The organism is Shewanella sp. S1-58-MNA-CIBAN-0166 (genome assembly GCF_040310085.1).
Classification (GTDB): domain Bacteria; phylum Pseudomonadota; class Gammaproteobacteria; order Enterobacterales; family Shewanellaceae; genus Shewanella.
Map to the genome: position 1 here is coordinate 14,666 of NZ_JBEOPN010000041.1, position 18,826 is coordinate 33,491.

General features: G+C 42.8%; 14 protein-coding genes. 3 read left to right on the forward strand and 11 right to left on the reverse strand.

From position 1 onward, the window contains the following. Positions 1 to 47 precede the first annotated feature (47 nt). The 4 genes from AAEY99_RS19145 to AAEY99_RS19160 form a co-directional block, all read right to left on the reverse strand. A complete protein-coding gene (locus AAEY99_RS19145; RefSeq protein ID WP_351011591.1) occupies positions 48 to 3,344 on the reverse strand; it encodes a S41 family peptidase in 3,297 nt (1,098 codons plus the stop codon). Between the two features lie 203 nt (positions 3,345 to 3,547). Further along, entirely contained in the window at positions 3,548 to 4,396 is an 849-nt protein-coding gene (locus AAEY99_RS19150; RefSeq protein WP_101085582.1) for a hypothetical protein, read from the reverse strand. Continuing rightward, positions 4,393 to 5,010 carry a sigma-70 family RNA polymerase sigma factor gene (locus tag AAEY99_RS19155; protein WP_351011603.1) on the reverse strand — a complete coding sequence of 206 codons (618 nt, stop codon included), beginning with the start codon at positions 5,008 to 5,010 and terminating at the stop codon, positions 4,393 to 4,395. Before AAEY99_RS19155 ends, AAEY99_RS19150 begins: the two co-directional genes overlap by 4 nt. A 21-nt stretch (positions 5,011 to 5,031) precedes the next feature. Next, positions 5,032 to 6,864, reverse strand: a complete 1,833-nt coding sequence (locus tag AAEY99_RS19160) for a vWA domain-containing protein (protein WP_351011593.1) — start codon at positions 6,862 to 6,864, stop codon at positions 5,032 to 5,034. Between the two features lie 304 nt (positions 6,865 to 7,168). On the opposite strand from AAEY99_RS19160, the gene purE reads away from it, so the two are divergent. Together purE and purK are read left to right on the forward strand one after the other, a co-directional pair. After that, positions 7,169 to 7,660: a 5-(carboxyamino)imidazole ribonucleotide mutase gene (gene purE / locus AAEY99_RS19165; RefSeq protein WP_101085588.1), complete on the forward strand. Its 492-nt coding sequence runs from the start codon at positions 7,169 to 7,171 to the stop codon at positions 7,658 to 7,660. Then, the gene (purK, locus tag AAEY99_RS19170; protein WP_351011594.1) at positions 7,660 to 8,745 is read left to right on the forward strand and encodes a 5-(carboxyamino)imidazole ribonucleotide synthase; all 1,086 of its coding nucleotides are present in this window, start codon (positions 7,660 to 7,662) and stop codon (positions 8,743 to 8,745) included. The genes purE and purK overlap by 1 nt, the downstream gene beginning before the upstream one ends. A gap of 284 nt (positions 8,746 to 9,029) precedes the next feature. On the opposite strand, the gene AAEY99_RS19175 is transcribed toward purK, so the two are convergent. From AAEY99_RS19175 to AAEY99_RS19195, 5 genes are all read right to left on the reverse strand, one after another. Continuing rightward, positions 9,030 to 9,647 carry a transglycosylase SLT domain-containing protein gene (locus AAEY99_RS19175; protein ID WP_162022564.1) on the reverse strand — a complete coding sequence of 206 codons (618 nt, stop codon included), beginning with the start codon at positions 9,645 to 9,647 and terminating at the stop codon, positions 9,030 to 9,032. 186 nt (positions 9,648 to 9,833) lie between these two features. Then, a complete protein-coding gene (locus AAEY99_RS19180; protein ID WP_162022563.1) occupies positions 9,834 to 10,268 on the reverse strand; it encodes a hypothetical protein in 435 nt (144 codons plus the stop codon). Positions 10,269 to 10,270: 2 nt separating this feature from the next. Next, positions 10,271 to 11,908, reverse strand: coding sequence for a glutamate--cysteine ligase (gshA, locus tag AAEY99_RS19185; RefSeq protein ID WP_502959514.1), 1,638 nt, complete (start codon positions 11,906 to 11,908; stop codon positions 10,271 to 10,273). A 327-nt stretch (positions 11,909 to 12,235) separates the two neighbouring features. Beyond that, positions 12,236 to 15,079, reverse strand: a complete 2,844-nt coding sequence (locus AAEY99_RS19190; RefSeq protein ID WP_351011605.1) for a M16 family metallopeptidase — start codon at positions 15,077 to 15,079, stop codon at positions 12,236 to 12,238. Between the two features lie 65 nt (positions 15,080 to 15,144). Continuing rightward, on the reverse strand, positions 15,145 to 15,573 hold the full coding sequence (locus tag AAEY99_RS19195) for a YqaA family protein (RefSeq protein WP_351011595.1): 429 nt from the start codon (positions 15,571 to 15,573) through the stop codon (positions 15,145 to 15,147). 577 nt (positions 15,574 to 16,150) lie between these two features. On the opposite strand from AAEY99_RS19195, the gene AAEY99_RS19200 reads away from it, so the two are divergent. Beyond that, complete coding sequence (locus AAEY99_RS19200) at positions 16,151 to 17,398, forward strand: dicarboxylate/amino acid:cation symporter (RefSeq protein ID WP_162022561.1); 1,248 nt, start codon at positions 16,151 to 16,153, stop codon at positions 17,396 to 17,398. A gap of 213 nt (positions 17,399 to 17,611) precedes the next feature. Here AAEY99_RS19200 and sugE read toward each other — a convergent pair whose 3' ends face one another. Then, entirely contained in the window at positions 17,612 to 17,932 is a 321-nt protein-coding gene (sugE, locus tag AAEY99_RS19205; RefSeq protein ID WP_101085602.1) for a quaternary ammonium compound efflux SMR transporter SugE, read from the reverse strand. Positions 17,933 to 18,077: 145 nt separating this feature from the next. Beyond that, a complete protein-coding gene (locus AAEY99_RS19210) occupies positions 18,078 to 18,560 on the reverse strand; it encodes a DUF3465 domain-containing protein (RefSeq protein WP_351011597.1) in 483 nt (160 codons plus the stop codon). Between the last annotated feature and the right edge of the window lie 266 nt (positions 18,561 to 18,826).

An 18,826-nucleotide genomic window follows, 5' to 3' on the forward strand; every position in this document is an offset into this window, starting at 1 on the left:
ACGCTGAGAGGGTTATTTTTTATTGGTTTACTGAAGCCAATTTAAAGTTATTTGGCTTTTATGTCAGATGCTTTACCTATTTTTGGCATTGGCAAGCCTTGTAATGGCGCAATAGGTTGTTGTACTAGTTCATCTTTCAAATAACTGATAGCAGCATCAAGTTGTGCATCTTTACCGCTAAAAGTGGCATAAGGTAAGTTATCGACTTCAATGTCTGGCTCAACCCCGTGACCTTCAACAACCCAACGCCCATCGATGGCATATTGTGGGTATTCTGCCACTCGTGCCATGCCTTTATCGGTCACCGAATTGCGACCCGATAACCACACTCCAGCGCCCGCAGTTTGCTTACCGATAATAGGCGCAATGTTTAGCGCTCTAATTCCGGCAGAAAAAGTCTCACCATCTGAGTAGGTCATTTGATCGGCTAATATCACTAAATGGCCTCTAAAGGTTTGCTGCATGTTTGCGTTGGTGCTGCCATGAGTTGGCTGCCAAAATGCCCATGCACGGCGTAACAGTTTTTCGATAATCCAACTGTCGATATTGCCACCACGATTGCGACGAACATCGATGATTAAGCCATCTTTGTCGTAATTGGTATAAAACTCGCGAGCAAAGCTTTCGACATCACCGCTGCCCATGGCATATAAGTGTAAATAACCAATATTCCCTTTAGAGGCTTTAGCCACTTTGTCGCCGTTATGCTCAACCCAATCAAGGTAACGCAGCTTGGCATCGGTACCTATATCATGGGGAGTTACTATGGTATTGATGGCTGTTTTACCACGGACTAAACCGAGCAACACTTGCTTGTTGCCTTGGTTTCGCAGTAGTTGAGTCACATCAGCAATGTTAGTGATTTTCTTACCATTGATGCTCGCAATCACATCACCTTCTTTCGCATCAACCTCAATACGGGCCAGTGGTGAGGCTGATAACGGCAACTCAGGGTCGGTTTGATAAATATGGCTTATGACCACGCCTTTATCGGTTTGTGTCAGCCTAGCTCCTAACGCAGCGGCTTTGGCTGCATCGGCATCTTGGGCAATATCTCCACCTCGTACTTGTGAATGTAATGAGTTCAGTTCACCCATCATTTGGGTGAAAATATCATTCAGCTCATTACGATCGGTCAGTCTGTCTACCAAAGGTTGATATTTAGCTTTAGCTGCTTGCCAATCTACGCCGCGCATTTTTGGATCAAAAAACGAATCGCGATGCATTAACCACGCATCTTCAAAAATTTGTTGCCATTCTTGCTGCGGAGAAATACTTAATTGCCATTGGTCGGTGCTGACTTTGGCGCGCGATACATCGCTGGGCAGTTTGTCACCGGCATCGACAATCATAAGGCTTTTAGGATCAGACTGTTTGCGCAGCATGATTTTACTGCCATCTTTTGATAACGAATATTGGCCGACATCTTCACCAAAGGTGTCGACTTTAATATTGAGCGGGTCAAACTTAATCAGTTTTAGCTCGCTTTTATCTTGGCTGCCATCTAATAAATACAGCTTATCTTTGGTTGCGGTTAAGCTATTGTAGTTACCTGCATCAACTGGCACTTGCCATAAGCGTTGGTTTAATCCGTCCCACTCTACTTTGACTTTTGCTGGGGTGTCTTGGTCTTTACTGTCAGCTTTTTTAGCGTCTTTGTTAACGGTAAGCTCGGTTGGTTTGGCAAACGGAAACGACGCTTTAGCATCTAACGCTAAGGCAAACACTTGAGTGCGCTTGTCAAAAATCGGCCCCATGTTACGGTCGCCCCAAGGCGAGCCAGGATTGGCTTTAAATTCGCGGTTAGACAAGAAATACAACCATTTACCGTCGTGGCTAAAACTAGGCGAAAAAGACTCGTATTTGTCTGTAGTCAAGGTTTGTGATTTTGACTCGTTAATGGAATACAACACAATTTGCGGACGTTGTTTGCCAATCTCAGCCTTGGTTAGCGCAATAAATTGACTGTCGCCAGACCATTTTATGTCTTGGTAAGGGCCTAAACCTTCGCCATTTTTAATGATTTTTTGGTTATTGTTGCGACTTAAATCGAGTAACCACACATTACCCATGTAATCGTCATGCACTAAATAACGGCCATTTGGTGATAACGATAAACTGGTGCGTAAGGTGCTGCCATCTTTAGTAAGTTGCTTAGCACCGGCAGAACCGTCGGCAGGATATTGCCAAATTTCTTGTTCGCCAGACGCATCGCTAATGCCATAAACCCATTTGCCGTCATCACTTAATAGTGCATCACGTACACGACTATCGGCGGGTGAATCTATTTGCACTAAACGGCGACCGTCGTTGCTGGCAATAGCTACATGGCTACGGGCCGTTATGACGACGTTATCGCCTTGATGAGAAAATACTGTCGAGGTGGCGTAATCCATTGGGTCGTTAACCCACTGTTCGCGGCGATGCGTAAAGTCGCTGGTAAGCTCTATGGCTACTGTTGATTCCGCAAGATCGGCTAGATTAAGTAACTTAATGTCGGCGCCCTGCTGAAACACAATACGGCCGTTATTAAGCTGAGCGTCACGCACTTGCCAGTCGGAATATTGAGTGTGTTGCTTAATGTCTTTGCCATCTAGGGTCATTGACCAAATGTTGTCATTGCCAGATTGATCACTGACAAAGTAAACACGTTGGTTCCATAGCATTGGCTGTTTAACCGAGCCTTCGTGGGCGTTGGTTAACTGTTGTGCTTCTTGTTTACTGCCTAACTTATAACGCCAAATTTCACCTTTAGCGCCGCCGCGATACACTTTGACATTGTCGCCGCTAACTTGCAGACCAAATTGGGTAAAATAAACATATTCACCTTTATCATCAATGGTGCCTTCGACTGCGTCAGCTAACGGTAAATCGGTAATGGTTAAGGATTGTGGGTCAACGGTTTTAAGCACCCAAAAGTTAGCCGGGCCAAAGGCGTTGTCGGTTGAATACAATACTTCGCCAGATGCCGTCCAACCTTGCAGACGTACTCGACTGTTTTCAAAGCTCACCCGTTTAGCTACGCCGCCTTGAATCGGCATCACATACACTTCGGTAGCGCCTTCATAATTGGCAGTATATGCCACCCATTTACCGTCTTTAGAAATGGTTGCGTCCAACTCTTCAGCCGCTAAACTGGTTAAGCGGCTGGCTTTAGTTTGGTTATTTTTTTGACTGAGTTCTGTGGTCCAAAGATCGCCTTCGGCAGTAAACACTAAGGTTTGATCGTGTAATGCAGGAGCGCGGTAATAGCCTTGATTAGAGGCGTTGGCGAATATCAATGATGAACACGCTAAAGTGCCTAGTGCCAACATACAATGCGCAACGGAGCGACGAAGTTTCATGGTGAGGAGCTTCCTTATAAAGTCGATAATTAGAGATAACGCGTTATCGAGTAGGCTATTTTTATTGATTGATTCACGTTATCAGAGTTATGCCAATTGTTGCAGTACAAAAATGTAACGAACCTCTACAGGGAACAAAAAACGGCTAAGCAATAATTGCTTAGCCGTGGGTATTTTACCGTCTTAGTATTCTGGTATTTTGCTTACTGCGAAGTCAGTTGCAGTACAATTTTATGGTATTGCTCATAAAGTGGATGCGACGGATCTGATAACTCAGGAAAGCGTTGATCTATGGTGATCATATAACGCTCAGCTTGAATCAGTTTATTGTCGGCCATTAATACTTTTAAACGAGCCAAGGCAACATCAGCAGTATCTAACTCAATGTCCCCTTTTAACGAACCATTAAATGACTGTTTCACTTGCTGTACCTCCTTGGCATTACTGCGTGATTGCAGATCTAATGCTTTCTTTTGTGCTTCTGTATTTACTTTGGCAGGTGCTGGCGCTGCACTCATTGCCGCGGACGATGTATCTGCCATTTGAGATTCAATGGATCCATTGCTATCAGAGCGATTGTCATCAGATGCTTCACTGATTGCATCGCGATTTCTTGACTGATTATTTACAGGTGCCGATTTCATCGACAATCCCTGCACTGCAATGGATTCTGCTGCTGCGGCATCTTCAACTGGTGATTCAGTTAGTTTAGGTACATCCGATGTCGATTTGGCCTGCTTAAATGGTGGCTGCTGAGCAGGTACGCTTTGCTCCAAGTCAGAACCAAGGTTTTTTTGCAAACTTGGATTTAATATAAATAATCCCGCCACCAGCAACACTGAGGCAGCACTTGAGTACACCCATGCATTGCGTTGCCAGATTGATTTTTTAGCTGAACTGGCTTTAGATACATTAGCCTCCGAACGCGCCTTGGTTAATATGGCTTCATCAAGTTTTGCAGAAGGTTGCTCTAATGGTTGTTGATGATAAGCATCTTTGATTTCAGTTTGTAATGCAGTGAACTCTGCATCATGATCTTGTTGCTGACTCATAACGTTGTCTCCTGCCTTTGGGTAGCAATACATTGCTTAATACTCTGATATGCATAACGAATACGACTTTTAGTTGCTTCTAAAGTCACATTAGCAATGTCGCTTATCATGGCGGCGGTCATGCCCATTTCAATGTTGAGTAAAAAAGCTTCTTTTTGCACTGGCGGTAACTTAGCAATGCAACCCTTCATCATATCGGCTTGTTGCTGCTGCTCAACTTGTGGCTCGGGCGAAGCTTGATCGTCGGCTTGTAAGCTGTCCATGGTTTGATCTTCACCAAGCGGGGTCACTTTATCGAGAGGCTTAACGGCTCGCACGTGGTCAATCAATAAATTATGGGCAATTTTATATAACCAAGTGGTGAATTTGGCGGTGACTTGATATTGCCTCGCCGCATTAATCACCTTACCCCAGGTGTCTTGATACAAATCTTCGGCGAGCTGCTGGTCATGTAATTGACGCACAAAATAACGATACAAAGGGCCTTTGTGTTTAAGGTATAAGGCCTCGAACGCGCGGACGTCACCCGCTTGGTAGTCGAGCATCAGTTGCTCGTCACTTCCCACTTGGGGAATTAACGGCTCATCCTTAGGGTATATTGATGTTTGCACCATTTTATCCTTTTTGTGACGCATTTATTGGCTAACCCAACGAGTATCAGGTTCAGTCATCATAACCTGACCGTCGAGTACACTTGCAGTTTTTAACATTTGCACAAACTCATGACGATAGCCAAAACGGTCTTGGCCCATTGCAGACTCAGCAAGTGTAATTAACTTAGCATAATCAGTATCGTGGACATAATTATTCTGGTTAAGCAGCTGACAAAATCCAGCGACTGCCGCGGCAAACCTAAAGTCATCGCTGGCTTGATGCAAATGAGTCAGCTGCTGCTCACGACTAATAGGATAGGCGATTAATTGACTGGTTTGTTCGCCAATCGCTTTATAACGCAGCTTTAAATAAGCCACTTCATTTACAGTGTGTTGATGAACTTTAGCATCATCTATTTGCGTTGATTCCGTGGCGGTATAACGCAGCGGATCAACTAGGCGATTATGGCTGTCGTTATAACGGATTTCATATAATGCAGTAACGGTATGACCCGCACCAATCTCGCCAGCATCAACGGCGTCGTTATTAAAGTCACTACGATTTAACAAGCGATTTTCGTAACCAATCAGTCGATATTCTGAGACCACTGCGGGGTTAAATTCAATTTGCACTTTAACATCGTGAGCAATGGTTAACAGTGTGGCACTGAGTTGATCAACTAGTACTTTTCGTGCTTCATTTAAGGTGTCGATAAAGGCATATTGACCGTTAGCTTTATTCGATAATTGCTCCAACAAATGGTCGTTGTAACTTGCAGTACCCGAACCTAGGCCAAAACCAAGCGTTGATAAGCCAATACCCTTTTTACTTTGACTGGCAACGAAATCGACCAATTGCTGATGATCTGTTATTCCCAAGTTAAAGTCACCGTCGGTGGCTAATATGACTCGGTTACTGCCGTTTTCGATAAAGTGCTTTTGCGCTAATTGATACGCCAACTCAATACCTTGGCTGCCGTTAGTGCCACCTTGCGCGTTTAACTGACTTAGGGCTGTTTTAATGGCAGTAAAGTCATTACCTGCGACACCGTCAAGCACTACACCGCTGGCACCGGCGTACACCACAATCGATACTTTATCTTGCGCCGATAATTGCTGACTCAGCATCAGCATGGCTTGTTTCAATAATGGCAATTTATCAGCAGATGACATAGAGCCTGACACATCAAGCAGTAACACCAAATTACTTGCACCAAGCTTATCAGCCGCAACATCAAAGCCTTTAATACCAATGCGCAGTAATTGAGTATCAGCATTATACGGTGATGGTGCTAATTCAGTATTAACCCTAAATGGTTGCTCAGTGGTTGTCGGTACTGGATAGTCATAGCTGAAGTAATTGACTAACTCCTCTACCCTAACGCTATTCTTTGCCGGCAGTTGGCCTTGACTGATTAATCTGCGCGTAGTGCTGTAACTGCCAGTATCAACATCGATTGAAAACGTCGATACCGGCGTTTCACCTGCTACCATATTGCCGTTTTGTACTAGCGACTCAAATTTGTCATTAACATTAGGGGCTAATAACAAGCTGCGATCGCTTGCGCTGACATGCTGAGGACTCACAATACGCTCCGCCATTGACGATGCCATGACTTTAGCGCTGCGATGCACCTCCTTTGATCCTTGGTATGCATCAGCCTGTGGCTCAGATGCCATCACTAAACCTGCTACCTCAGATAACTCGGGACGCGCTTGTGCAGAGGAATCCGTTTTACTCGCGGATTGAATTTTAGAAGCGGGCTGACTTTGTTTCGCACTGTCTTTGGATTCTTGCGCACAACCACCGATAATAATCGCACTAATCACGATGGCTAATACACTGCGAGTGAGTTGCTTATGGGTATTGTTCATGGTTATTTTCCTCATCTATCGACTGATTCTTCATTTTGGTCACGTCAACAAAGTGACTTTGCATACAGCTAATAACGAGCGCGATGAGCAAAAGGGTTATTGATATAAAATGTGTTTAAGTAGTTTTCGTATTTAGAAACTGAGTGTTAGCCTCAAGAAACACTGAAATGAAGCCAACAGAGCATGGCTTATGCTATTATCTAGCACCTTTTTTATCGCCTTAATATTGACGTTAACCGCCGCTATACTCTAGTGAGCAAATTAACTAAATATACTAATAGAATAAGTACGTTAAGGAGTTAACATGCAAGCCCTAGTTGCTGTTGTAATGGGTTCGAAAAGTGATTGGCCTACAATGGAAGCCGCCGCTGAAATTATGGATAAGTTACAAGTGCCTTATCATGTTGAAGTTGTTTCAGCTCACAGAACACCAGACAAGCTAATGGAATTTGCAAGTTCTGCTGCAGATAAAGGCTATAAAGTCATTATTGGTGGCGCAGGCGGAGCAGCCCATTTACCAGGCATGATCGCCTCTAAAACGCGTTTGCCAGTGTTGGGTGTCCCAGTACAAAGCAAGGCGCTATCTGGTATGGACAGTCTATTGTCTATTGTACAAATGCCTAAAGGGATTGCCGTTGGCACCTTGGCCATTGGTACTGCCGGCGCGTTTAACGCCGGTTTATTAGCCAGCCAAATTTTGGCGATTAGCGATGCCGCTTTAGCTGAGCGTTTAGAAGCATTTCGTGATGAGCAAACTCGCTCGATCCTTGATAATCCCGATCCGAGAGAAGACTAATGACGTTGCCAAAAAATCTTTGGGTATTGGGTGACGGTCAATTAGGTGCCATGCTCAGTCATGCTGGTCAGCCGTTAGGCATTAATGTGCGCCCAGTCGATATTATGACGCCATCCGATGTACAATTACCGCTAGAAGCTGACGACATCATTACCGCTGAACGTGAACAATGGCCTGAGTCGCAGTTAAGTTTACAACTAAGCCAACACCCACATTTTATTAATGGTCCTGTGTTTGGCCGTTTAGCAGATCGTTTTAGCCAAAAAAGTCTACTCGATGAATTAGCGGTCGCCACATCACCATGGCAATTAGTTGATGACAATACCAGCACTGAAGCGTTACATAAGGCTTATGGTGAACGGGTATTGTTAAAACGTCGCACCGGTGGTTATGACGGTAAAGGTCAACACTGGCTTAAACAGGCTGAAGCAACAACCATCCCTGCCGATTGGCGCAACGAAGCCATTGCAGAACAAGCGATTAACTTTGATGAAGAAGTGTCGTTAGTCGGCGTGCGCACCCAAGATGGCCGCTGCTTATTTTACCCACTAGCACTTAACCTGCATCAAGACGGTATTTTAATGGCCTCTATCGCGCCATTAAGCCGCTTAGCACCTTTGCAAGCAGAAGCTGAAGACATGTTAAGCAAGGTCATGGATGGCCTTGAATATGTGGGTGTGATGGCAATGGAATGTTTCCGTGTTGGTGAACACTTAATGGTAAATGAGTTAGCGCCACGGGTGCATAATTCTGGCCATTGGACTCAAGCAGGTTGCCACATTAACCAGTTTGAATTGCACTTACGTGCCTTATGCAATTTACCTTTGCATCAACCACAAGTGAACTTTCAATGTGTGATGGTTAACCTAATTGGTGTTGATAAAGACGACCGTTGGTTAAGCCTGCCAAATGCTGAACTGTTTTGGTACAACAAAGACGTTCGTGTTGGTCGCAAAGTGGGTCACTTGAACCTGTCAGTGCATAATAAAACGATGTTAGATGACAGTATCAGCCAACTAAAAGCGTGGATGCCACAGCAATATCAAGCACCATTAGATTGGATTTTGGCAGAGTTTGCCCAATAGCTGGGTTAAACAGGCTGGTTAAATTAGTTTGTAAAATCAATTAAACAAGTCATCAAATCTGTTTATTCGGACGTTACCTAAAGACACTCGAAAAAAGGAGCCTAGGCTCCTTTTTTGTTATTGATTTTTTGTGATTGAATGATTTTTTATGATTAAATACTTTCTTGTGACTGAATACTTTCTTGTGATTGAATAGCTAGGGCTTTCGCTTAAAAATCGCTAACCACGTCAAATGTGTTCGCTGTGGTCAGTAAGCCGCTGCACAAAGTGACTTATACTTAAGCTTAATCAAAGAATACTCGCCATAACCAAGACGAATCTAAATCTTCTTTACATTGATGATATTGCGCAGCGTAGCGTTTTGAACGTTTGTCGACTTTATTGGCTACAGGCGTTAACCATTTTTTGGCTTTATAGCTGCCACGTTTATAACCGCCCCAGCCTTCGTGATAATTTAAGTATTGGTTTTTAGCATCCCACTTAGACACACCATTAATTTTATGGGTTTTGTAAATAAACCAGCCCATAAAGTCCATCGCATCATCAAAATCACTGCGGCTAGACCAATTGTTACCGGTTTCGCGAACGTAATCGTCCCACGTCATGGTTTTAGCTTGTGCGTAGCCATAGGCATCGCTGGCTCGTCCGGTGGGGATAAAACCTAAAAAGTATTCCATTGGTGGTGCGGCATTGTGTTTGAATGAACTTTCTTGGTACATCATCGCTAAAGGGACATGTACTGGAACGCCCCATTTTTCACGGGTATCTACTGCGGCTTCATACCAAGAACGGTGTTCTTTAAAAATAGCACACAGATTATCAGGCTCTTTCGGAGGCGAGGTGGCACAACCTGCTAATGACAGTAATACAATTGCGCTAACGACACCTAAAAAAAACTTCATAACACCTCTACCAGTACCTAAGATATTGATTCTTGGCTCAGTTTTACATCAATTAAAAACCAATGCAATTATCGTTACATTTTTTGTTGCATTGTTTTATAAGGGAACAACCATTATTTCAACAATGCGCCTCAAACTGAAAAGACTGAGTGACTCTGATTGAGCACATAATGAATGGAGTGGGTATTATCGTTTCATTTCACATTGATGAGATTCTGTTTGCCAAATGATTGGCTGCCAGTAGTCCTGATTCTGACCAATATAGATTTTATCGGTGTTGAATTGAGCTGCTATATGATAACGCTGATCGAGTTCAACATTAACAGTCAACACTTTCACTTTACGGGCCGATAATGACACTTTTAATTCTGGTGAGTTAATCAGTTCTGCCACTGTAAATGCATGCTCACCTGGCGATAATAGGTAATTGGGTCTTGAAATAACCGCCACGCCATCTAAGTGAGTGACCACGACACGGTATAAGTTGGCACTGTTATCAGGTGCTAAATAACTCGACACAGTACCGCACTCTACCATTTCATCTGGCGATGAAGCACAGCCATGTAAAGCTAATGCCGCTACCGCTACAAGCAGTGCTCGCCAAGATGAATAAGCTTGCATGATTACTTCGCCTCGAAAGTGCCTGCAGGAACAAGATCACTAAAATAGTGAGCGAGGAAAGTCGCAAAATTATCTTGTGGTTGAGCCTCTAAACTGTGCTGCTCAAGCAAAGATTTTTTAGCCTCGTTTTCATAGCTTTGCTCGACTTCATCACTCAATGGGTAATGGCTTAAAAATTCATGATAATCATTTGCCAGTTGTTTAACCCACACGCTATGGTCGGTGCCTTTAACCACGACTTCGTTGATCACTCGCCCTGATAAGGTTTTATCTGGATCATCGATAGCTTCAGACCAAGTGCTTAAGGCTGTTTGGTAAGCATGGCTATCATCACCGTCGAGTAGCTTCGCGATTGTGTTTAATTGTCCAAATAACTCGTGCATCCATTGCGTTAAGCTAATGGTCTTACCGTTACGTTGTAATTCAAGTCCAGGTTTACGGCCTTCTAATACTACGGCTTTCAAGTTAGCGGCAATCTCTGCGTCGCCGACGGCATCGGTATCTTCAGATGGCGATAATAAGCAGTACAATAAAAATAGGTCTAGGAAACGTACTTGAGTTGCATCTATCCCAACAGGGCTAAATGGATTAACGTCTAAGGCACGTACTTCAATATACTCAACACCTGCACGTGCTAAAGCTTGTGAAGGTTTCTCGCCTTTTTGGGTGACACGTTTTGCACGGATTGGCGCGTAAAATTCATTTTCAATTTGCAAAATATTACTATTGAGTTGGCGGTATTCACCGTCGACATTAATACCAATCTTTTCAAACTTTTTCGATGGCATTTTAATTGCTGCGCCGACGCCTTCAAGGTAGTCAGGCAATGAGTTATAGCTAATATTAAGCGTGTCTTGTTCTTTATTGGTATAGCCTAGATCACTCATGCGCAATGAGGTTGCATAAGGAAGGTATAAGGTCCCTTTACCGGTTTTTTTAAATTCGAAATCGACGTCTTGATCTTTTATAAATGAACTGCATAATGCTGGCGTTGAACCAAATAAATACGGTAACACCCACACTAAACGACGGTAGTTACGGATCAGTCCAAAATAAGATTCTGAGATAAAGTCTTCAAAGCTGATATTTTTACTGCAACAAGCGGCACCGTTGGTCATCTTGTCATCATACAAACGTTGCCATAAATCTTGCGACACCGAAAAGTTAAAATGAACCCCAGAAATGATCTGCATTAATGCACCATAACGATGGGTTAACCCTTTACGATATAAGGTTTTCATTTTACCGTTATTGGAGCTGCCATATCGTGCGACAGGAATATCACTGACTTCACCTACGTAACATGGCATGCTGACAGGCCACAATTTTTGGCCGTTAAGGTTACGCACACTGTAAGCGTGGGTTTGCGTTAACCCCTCGAGCAAATCATCAATACTGTGACAGACTGGCGTAATAAATTCTAATAAGGCTTCGCTGTAATCAGTGGTAATGCGCGAATGGGTCAGAGCAGAACCGAGCGCTTCTGGGTGTCCGTCTTGTGCTAAATGGCCGTTTTCATCAATACGCAATGCTTCACGTTCAATACCACGTAACATGCCCAATAAAGCCTCACGGCCTTGAGTGTCGCTTAAGTGTTCGACTTTTTCATTGAAAGACTTCAATTTACTACTCTCTTTTATGGATTCGCATTGCGAGTAAACAGCTAGACCTGATAATAAACGAGATTATTACTGAAAACGCGAAAAAAAATGTAACTCAGTATAATTAGCGTGTTTATGGGTGTTAAATTAAAAAACGGCAACACAAGTTGTCACCGTCGATAGAGCCTTAAACATTATCTTTTATTTGCCAAAATAACCAACACCGTATGGTATTACGATTAAAGCACATAATTTAGCTCAACCTATATTTATAATAGACTGAGCTAAGTATACATCTCATGTATATGAGGTTAACACTAGCTTATTTCAAGGCTAGTGTTAACCCTTGTAGTAACAAGTGTTCAACTAGTCGGCAAGTGTCATCATTTCAATCTGATACCCAAGGGCTTTTAATTGAGGTACAACGGTGGTTTTATCACCCACCACCAGCATTACCATATCATTGATATTTAATAACTTACTGGCAAGTTTGTTTAACTCATCTGTCGAAATGTTTTTCACAATTTTGTCTTGCTTAGCCGTAAAGTTTTTATCGAGCTGATAACGTTGGATCATTCTTAGAAAACCGGCTTTTTGATACGGGGTTTCGTATTCTAATGCCTGGCTTTGCGCAATCGAACTGCGCATAAAGGCACTTTCTTCGTCGGTCATACCCGACGCTTGGTATGCATTAATTTCGTTAACAAACTCAGCTAATGCTAACCCTGTTACATCGCTTCTTACGCTAGCATACGCCATAAACTGACCGGTATCTTCTGCGCCACCAAACTGAGTACGCGCACCATAGGTGTAACCTTTATCTTCACGCAGATTAAGATTAATACGGCTATTAAACGCATCTCCTAATGGGTAGTTCACCAAATAAGCTTTAAAGTAATCGCCTGTTGCATCATACGGTAACGACACTTGGCCGATATTAATCACCGACTGTGCCGCACCAGGTTTATCAATCAAATAAATAGTGTTTTTAAGGTGTGTTGGCAATGCTGGCAGTGCTGCAACCTGAGTCGCCTCGCCTTGCCATTCATTAAATATCGACAACTTAGGCATTATTTGTTGTTGATTTAAGTCTGATACCACAACCATTTGAGCATTACCTGCACGGTATTGCTGTTGGTAAAATTGCTTTACGTCATCTAGCGTTAATGCCGATATTGATTTAATCGTACCATTACTGCTGATCCCTAATGGACTATTGTTGCCATATAACAAGGCAGCAAAACCACTACGGGCTAGATAGTTAGCATCGGACATTTGATGTTGCAAACCTTGCAACTGCTGTTGTTTGACTCGTTCAAAGTCTGCAGCAACAAAACCGGGACTGAATAAACGCTCTTTAACGATGGCAAGCGTGGCATCTAGGTTTGCCGTTAAACTCGATACTTTAAGGTAGCTTTGTGAATCGCTGGCGCCAAAACTAATCGACGAGCCCAGCATATCAAGCGCTCCAGCTAAATCTTCGCTGCTGCGTTGCGCACTCGACTCATTAAGCATAGATGCGGTTAACTCAGCAAGACCCGCCTTATTATTGGGCGTTAAACGATGGCCGCCATCCAAATAAATAAGCAATTCAACCGTTGGTGTTTCGTCACTTTCAGTGCCCATCACTTTAATGCCATTTACCAGCTTGCTGTCCCATAATTGCGGCACTGTCAGTATCGGGGCCGCGGCTGATGCCGGTATTTTATTGCGATCAAATGAAGATTTAGCGAAAGTGATATCAGATAATCCGGTTACCGCTTCTTGCGCGATAGGCAAAGTAGTCGGTTCAAAATTATCCGCGTGGGCGATTAATTGTGTTTGTCCTTCTGGCACAATACTCATCACCACCATTGGCTTATTTTTAATGTAGGTATTAAATACCCGCATTACATCGGCTTTGGTGACATTAGCATAACGGGCTAAATCAGCTGCCACCATGTCTGGCTTACCAAAAAAGGTTTGATTAGCGGCAAGTGTAGAGACTTTACCGGCGACACTTTGCATGCCAAAAATAGTGTTGGCTTCGAACTGTACTTTGACTTTTTGCAAGTCATCGTCGGTTACGCCACGCTGTTCAAACTCACTGATAGTTTGATTTATTTTAGTTTCAAGATCAGCAAGACTGCCACCTTTACTCGGGTTCGCGACAGCGTAAAGAGATAACTGACAAGTAAGCTCTTGGCATGGATGACTTACCGCAGCTTGGACCGCATAACCATCTTTGACCAAATTTTTATAGATAAGTGACGTTTTACCGCCACCGAGAATATTAGCGAGCAAATCGAGTGCAGCTTCGTCTTTATGTTGCGCGTAAACAGTGGGGAATCCCATGTATATTAATGGCAAATGTACTTTGTCTTCCATCGATATATAACGGGTTTTATCCAATGTCACCATGGTTTTAGCTTCAGGCTTAACCGTAGGCCCGGCTGGAATTTCACCAAAGTATTTATTTACCCAAGCCAGCGTTTGCATCTCATCAAAGTCGCCACCAATGGTTAAGGTCGCATTGTTAGGCCCATACCAACGTTGAAAAAAATGTTTCACATCATCAACTGTGGCGCGATCTAAATCATCTGGCCAACCAATAACAGGCCAAGAATATGGATGACCCGCTGGATAAAATGCTTGGTTAAAACGTTCATTTAAACGGCCATAAGGACGATTATCAATCCGTTGTGCACGTTCATTTTTGACGGTTTCACGTTGCACTTCGAATTTTTCACTCGTGAGGGCGGGCAGTAAAAAGCCCATACGGTCAGACTCTAACCAGAGCATTTTCTCTAGTTGATTACTTGGCACAGTTTCAAAATAATTGGTTCTGTCGGTATTGGTAGTGCCGTTTAATGTTCCGCCCGCTTCAGTAACCACTTTAAAATGCTGTTCATCACCAACGTGTTGTGACCCTTGGAACATCATGTGTTCAAATAAATGCGCAAAGCCACTGCGTCCGGCTAATTCACGGGCTGAACCGACATGATAGGTCACATCGACATGAGCTAATGGATCTGACTTATCTTGATGTAAAATCACTGTTAAGCCATTGGCTAACTGATATTTTTTATAGGGAATGCTAACTTGATTTTCTATCGGCGTGGCGTTTTCAATTAAGGTAACGCCTTGGGGCAAACTCGACGACTGGTACCCATCATATGCGCAGCCACTTAACGCTGCACTGATGGCCGCTGCTAATATCCATTTATTCAAATTTAGTTTCAAAATCGACTCCTTCCTTAAAACAAAAAAACCATCGTTGCAGAAGTAACGCGGTATCAATACTCAAACGTATACGTCATCAGTAATACAATGATGCTATAACGTAATAATTTACCAATAAACATAAATAATGAGGCGGGTAAGATAGGTATTTTTAACCATCCAGCCAGTAAACATAGCAAATCACCGATTATCGGCAACCAAGATAATAATAAGGCCCACATACCATATTTTTCTATCCATGCGAGTGCATAGCGGTATTGACGACGTTGAATATCTTGTGGATTTTTAGCTAACCGCCCTGCTCGACCAAGACCATAACTGGTTATCGCACCAAGCGTGTTACCAATAGTGGCCAGTATTAATAATTCGAACCATAAAGATGGCGTTTGATTAAGTAATGCCACCAGTAACACTTCTGAGCCGCCAGGCAAAAGCGTTGCAGCAAAAAAGGCGCCGCTGAACATTAACCATAAACTCGTCATCGATAAATCTTATTGTGCACTAGCATATTCATTCCAATGACTATTCATTTTATTTTTATCGTACCTTCACAATGAATATCTGCACAGCATAATATGAATATATTGAACGCGATAAATCTTAAATTAACTCACCAGTATCTCAAGAGTGCTTTAAACACTATACAGATACACAATCACGATACCGTTCATTGTGACGTAAACATGCAAGGTTACCCCACTCAATATACAAAAATTGAGCAACAACAGCGCGAATACGTTAATGAATAGTAAAAAAACTTAAAGTTATAATAACAAATTTAGTTATTCATATAAGTTATAATAAAATAACGTTGTTTGTCATTCGCTCACTTCATACAATGCGATTAATGTTTATTAACCTCAACGGGTTTATTAGGACATTATTTAGCGTAAATACTTCGCATAGTCCTAAAAAACTAGACAGTAATACAGCGTCACATCGCCATTGTAGGGTTTAGCTTTTAGTAATTAATCACTCATTAGTGAACTAATGGGTCACGTACAACGATGTTGCCTAATCATATTTAGCGACGTCACAATGACATAATTTGGAACTTTCATGATATTGCAAACGCTCAAACGCATCCCTTTTTGGCAGAAAGTCATTGCAGGTTTTGTTTTAGGAACCCTCACTGGCGTCGGATTAGGCGAGTCAGCCGTGATGTTAAAGCCTCTTGGCGATCTGTTTATCAGTGCCATTAAAATGCTGGTTGCCCCTTTGGTATTTTGTGCCATTGTGGTGAGCATTACCTCGCTGGGCTCACAAGGTAATTTAAAGCGCTTAAGTTTTAAAACTTTAGCCATGTTTATGTTTACCGGCACCATTGCTTCATTTATTGGTTTAACTGTCGGCAGCCTTATCGACATGGGCGGTAACCTAGCCTTAGCCACATCAGAAGTTCGCGAACGTGATATTCCAGGCTTTGCTCAGGTATTACTCAATATGATCCCGGTGAATCCGTTTGCCTCATTAGCCGACGGCAATGTGCTTCAAATTATTGTCTTTGCCGCGTTAATTGGCATTGCCATTAATGCTGTGGGCGAGAAAGCAGCACCGCTTAAAAACGTGATTGAAGCTGGCGCTGAAGTGATGTTTCAACTAACGCGTATGGTATTAAAACTGACACCTATTGGTGTATTTGGTTTAATGGCTTGGGTTGTGGGCGAGTATGGCTTAAGTACATTATTACCATTGGGTAAGTTTATTATTGCGATTTATATTGCCGCGTTAATTCATATTATCTTTGTGTATGGCGGTTTAGTTAAATTTGCTGCGGGTTTAAGCCCACTGCAATTTTTCCGTAAAGCCATGCCGGCTCAAATTGTGGCCTTTAGTACCGCATCAAGCTTTGGTACTTTACCTGCCAGCACACGTAGTACTGAAGCAATGGGCGTATCGAAACGTTACAGTGCTTTTGTACTGCCACTCGGCGCAACTATGAACATGGACGGTTGTGGCGGTATTTATCCTGCTATTGCGGCCATTTTTATTGCGCAAATTTACGGTATTCCGCTTGATATGACGGACTACATGTTGATTGCGGTAACGGCAACGGTAGCGTCTGTCGGCACAGCAGGAGTTCCTGGTAGTGCGATGGTGATGTTAACCGTGACTTTGGGCGTGATAGGCTTACCTCTAGAAGGTATTGCCTTTATCGCAGCCATAGACCGTATTATTGATATGATCCGCACGGCAACTAACGTGACTGGCGATATGATGACTGCGGTTGTGATTGGTAAATCGGAAGGCCAATTGGACGTAGAGCAGTTTTATTCAGATGAAAAACCAGTTGAGCAAACCGCTTAACAATATTTTCATTGTATGGTTTGACCTAAAATACCTTGATCATTTTTAAACAAGCCAGCACTTTTTAGTGCTGGCTTTTTAGTGCCAATCGTCAAAAAAGATAAACGCCCATAAATGAGTGAAGGCTATTGAGCTAACGCTGGAATGACTTAAATTGGAAAAGTGCTCCACATCCAAAAATCTAGGTCAACAGTCGTCTACATCAGAAACGATCTACGTTGAACCCGACAGTTTCAATCCGATAATGCCAATAACAATTAACAGTAGACTCACTAATCGAATCAATGTGACTGACTCATTAAACAATACCATTCCTAGTATTGCAGTCCCTACCATTCCCACTCCAACCCAAATAGCATAAGCCGTTCCAACGGGCAACGATTTCATCGCAATGCCCAGTAGCCCAACGCTAATCAACATGGCGACAATAGTACCGACGCTTGGCCATAAACGAGTAAAACCTTCGCTATATTTAAGTCCTATCGCCCATACAATTTCAAATAATCCCGCTACCACCAAAATAAACCAAGACATACACACCTCTGTGTTACGGGGCCGTCCCCGGATGAAATAGAGAGGTAAGGTCGTCCTCACGTCACATAAACAGATATCGGTATCACAAAAACAACCTAAGCCATTATCTTGTGATTAGGGCATTCACTGAGTAGGTTGCGATCTACTATTGGTACATTTTACCCTGATGCATCAACCAACCATTAAGGTGGCGGCCATTAGGATCGTCATGAGTCCAATGCACTACGCCGCCTTTGTTATTCCATTCATACACACCGTAAAATTGTATCTCATCACCGACCGATATCGCATCAATCCGTGGCGCCAAATCAATATTATGTGCAATTAATACGGTGAACGAAGAAGATATTTTAACAATTAATCTTTGATGTCTAGCACCTTTATTGTCATCTGGTAGCAGTTTAACCACGGTTCCCAGACCTTGTACCTGAACATTTTCCTGCTGGCGCTCAAATGCTTGCTGAATGAGTGCATTGTTATTTTGGGCTACAGAATATTGCACTGTGGAGTTAGATTTGAGTGCGGTGGTTGGTGTATCGGTGAATGATTCAGCCACACTATATTGCGGTAAAACGAACCATTGATATGACGAAAAAATTATAACGAGTAACGCGAGCCATTTTTTCATGTGTTGTGCTTTCCTTAGCCTAATTAACAAGATAGTTAAACAGATATTATACGATAACAACCCAAAAGGAACACAAGATAATGATGATGACGAGTATACAGGATGACTACAAATCTTTAGATTACAAATTGATTATGCAGGCAGTGAATTTTATCTAATCCAGTCTAATTTAGCACCGTTAGAGACCACGGATTAGCAGCAATTTTAGGCTCTACATAAGATAGTAGCAGGAATAGTTAACTGACTTGGTTGAGCTTAGGAGGGTA

Bases quoted from the DNA above. Each gene is read 5' to 3' on its own strand.
- AAEY99_RS19145 (WP_351011591.1), bottom strand. From the start codon at position 3,344: ATGAAACTTCGTCGCTCCGTTGCGCATTGTATGTTGGCACTAGGCACT.
- AAEY99_RS19150 (WP_101085582.1), bottom strand. From the start codon at position 4,396: ATGAGTCAGCAACAAGATCATGATGCAGAGTTCACTGCATTACAAACT.
- AAEY99_RS19155 (WP_351011603.1), bottom strand. From the start codon at position 5,010: ATGGTGCAAACATCAATATACCCTAAGGATGAGCCGTTAATTCCCCAA.
- AAEY99_RS19160 (WP_351011593.1), bottom strand. From the start codon at position 6,864: ATGAACAATACCCATAAGCAACTCACTCGCAGTGTATTAGCCATCGTG.
- purE (WP_101085588.1), top strand. From the start codon at position 7,169: ATGCAAGCCCTAGTTGCTGTTGTAATGGGTTCGAAAAGTGATTGGCCT.
- purK (WP_351011594.1), top strand. From the start codon at position 7,660: ATGACGTTGCCAAAAAATCTTTGGGTATTGGGTGACGGTCAATTAGGT.
- AAEY99_RS19175 (WP_162022564.1), bottom strand. From the start codon at position 9,647: ATGAAGTTTTTTTTAGGTGTCGTTAGCGCAATTGTATTACTGTCATTA.
- AAEY99_RS19180 (WP_162022563.1), bottom strand. From the start codon at position 10,268: ATGCAAGCTTATTCATCTTGGCGAGCACTGCTTGTAGCGGTAGCGGCA.
- AAEY99_RS19195 (WP_351011595.1), bottom strand. From the start codon at position 15,573: ATGACGAGTTTATGGTTAATGTTCAGCGGCGCCTTTTTTGCTGCAACG.
- AAEY99_RS19200 (WP_162022561.1), top strand. From the start codon at position 16,151: ATGATATTGCAAACGCTCAAACGCATCCCTTTTTGGCAGAAAGTCATT.
- sugE (WP_101085602.1), bottom strand. From the start codon at position 17,932: ATGTCTTGGTTTATTTTGGTGGTAGCGGGATTATTTGAAATTGTATGG.
- AAEY99_RS19210 (WP_351011597.1), bottom strand. From the start codon at position 18,560: ATGAAAAAATGGCTCGCGTTACTCGTTATAATTTTTTCGTCATATCAA.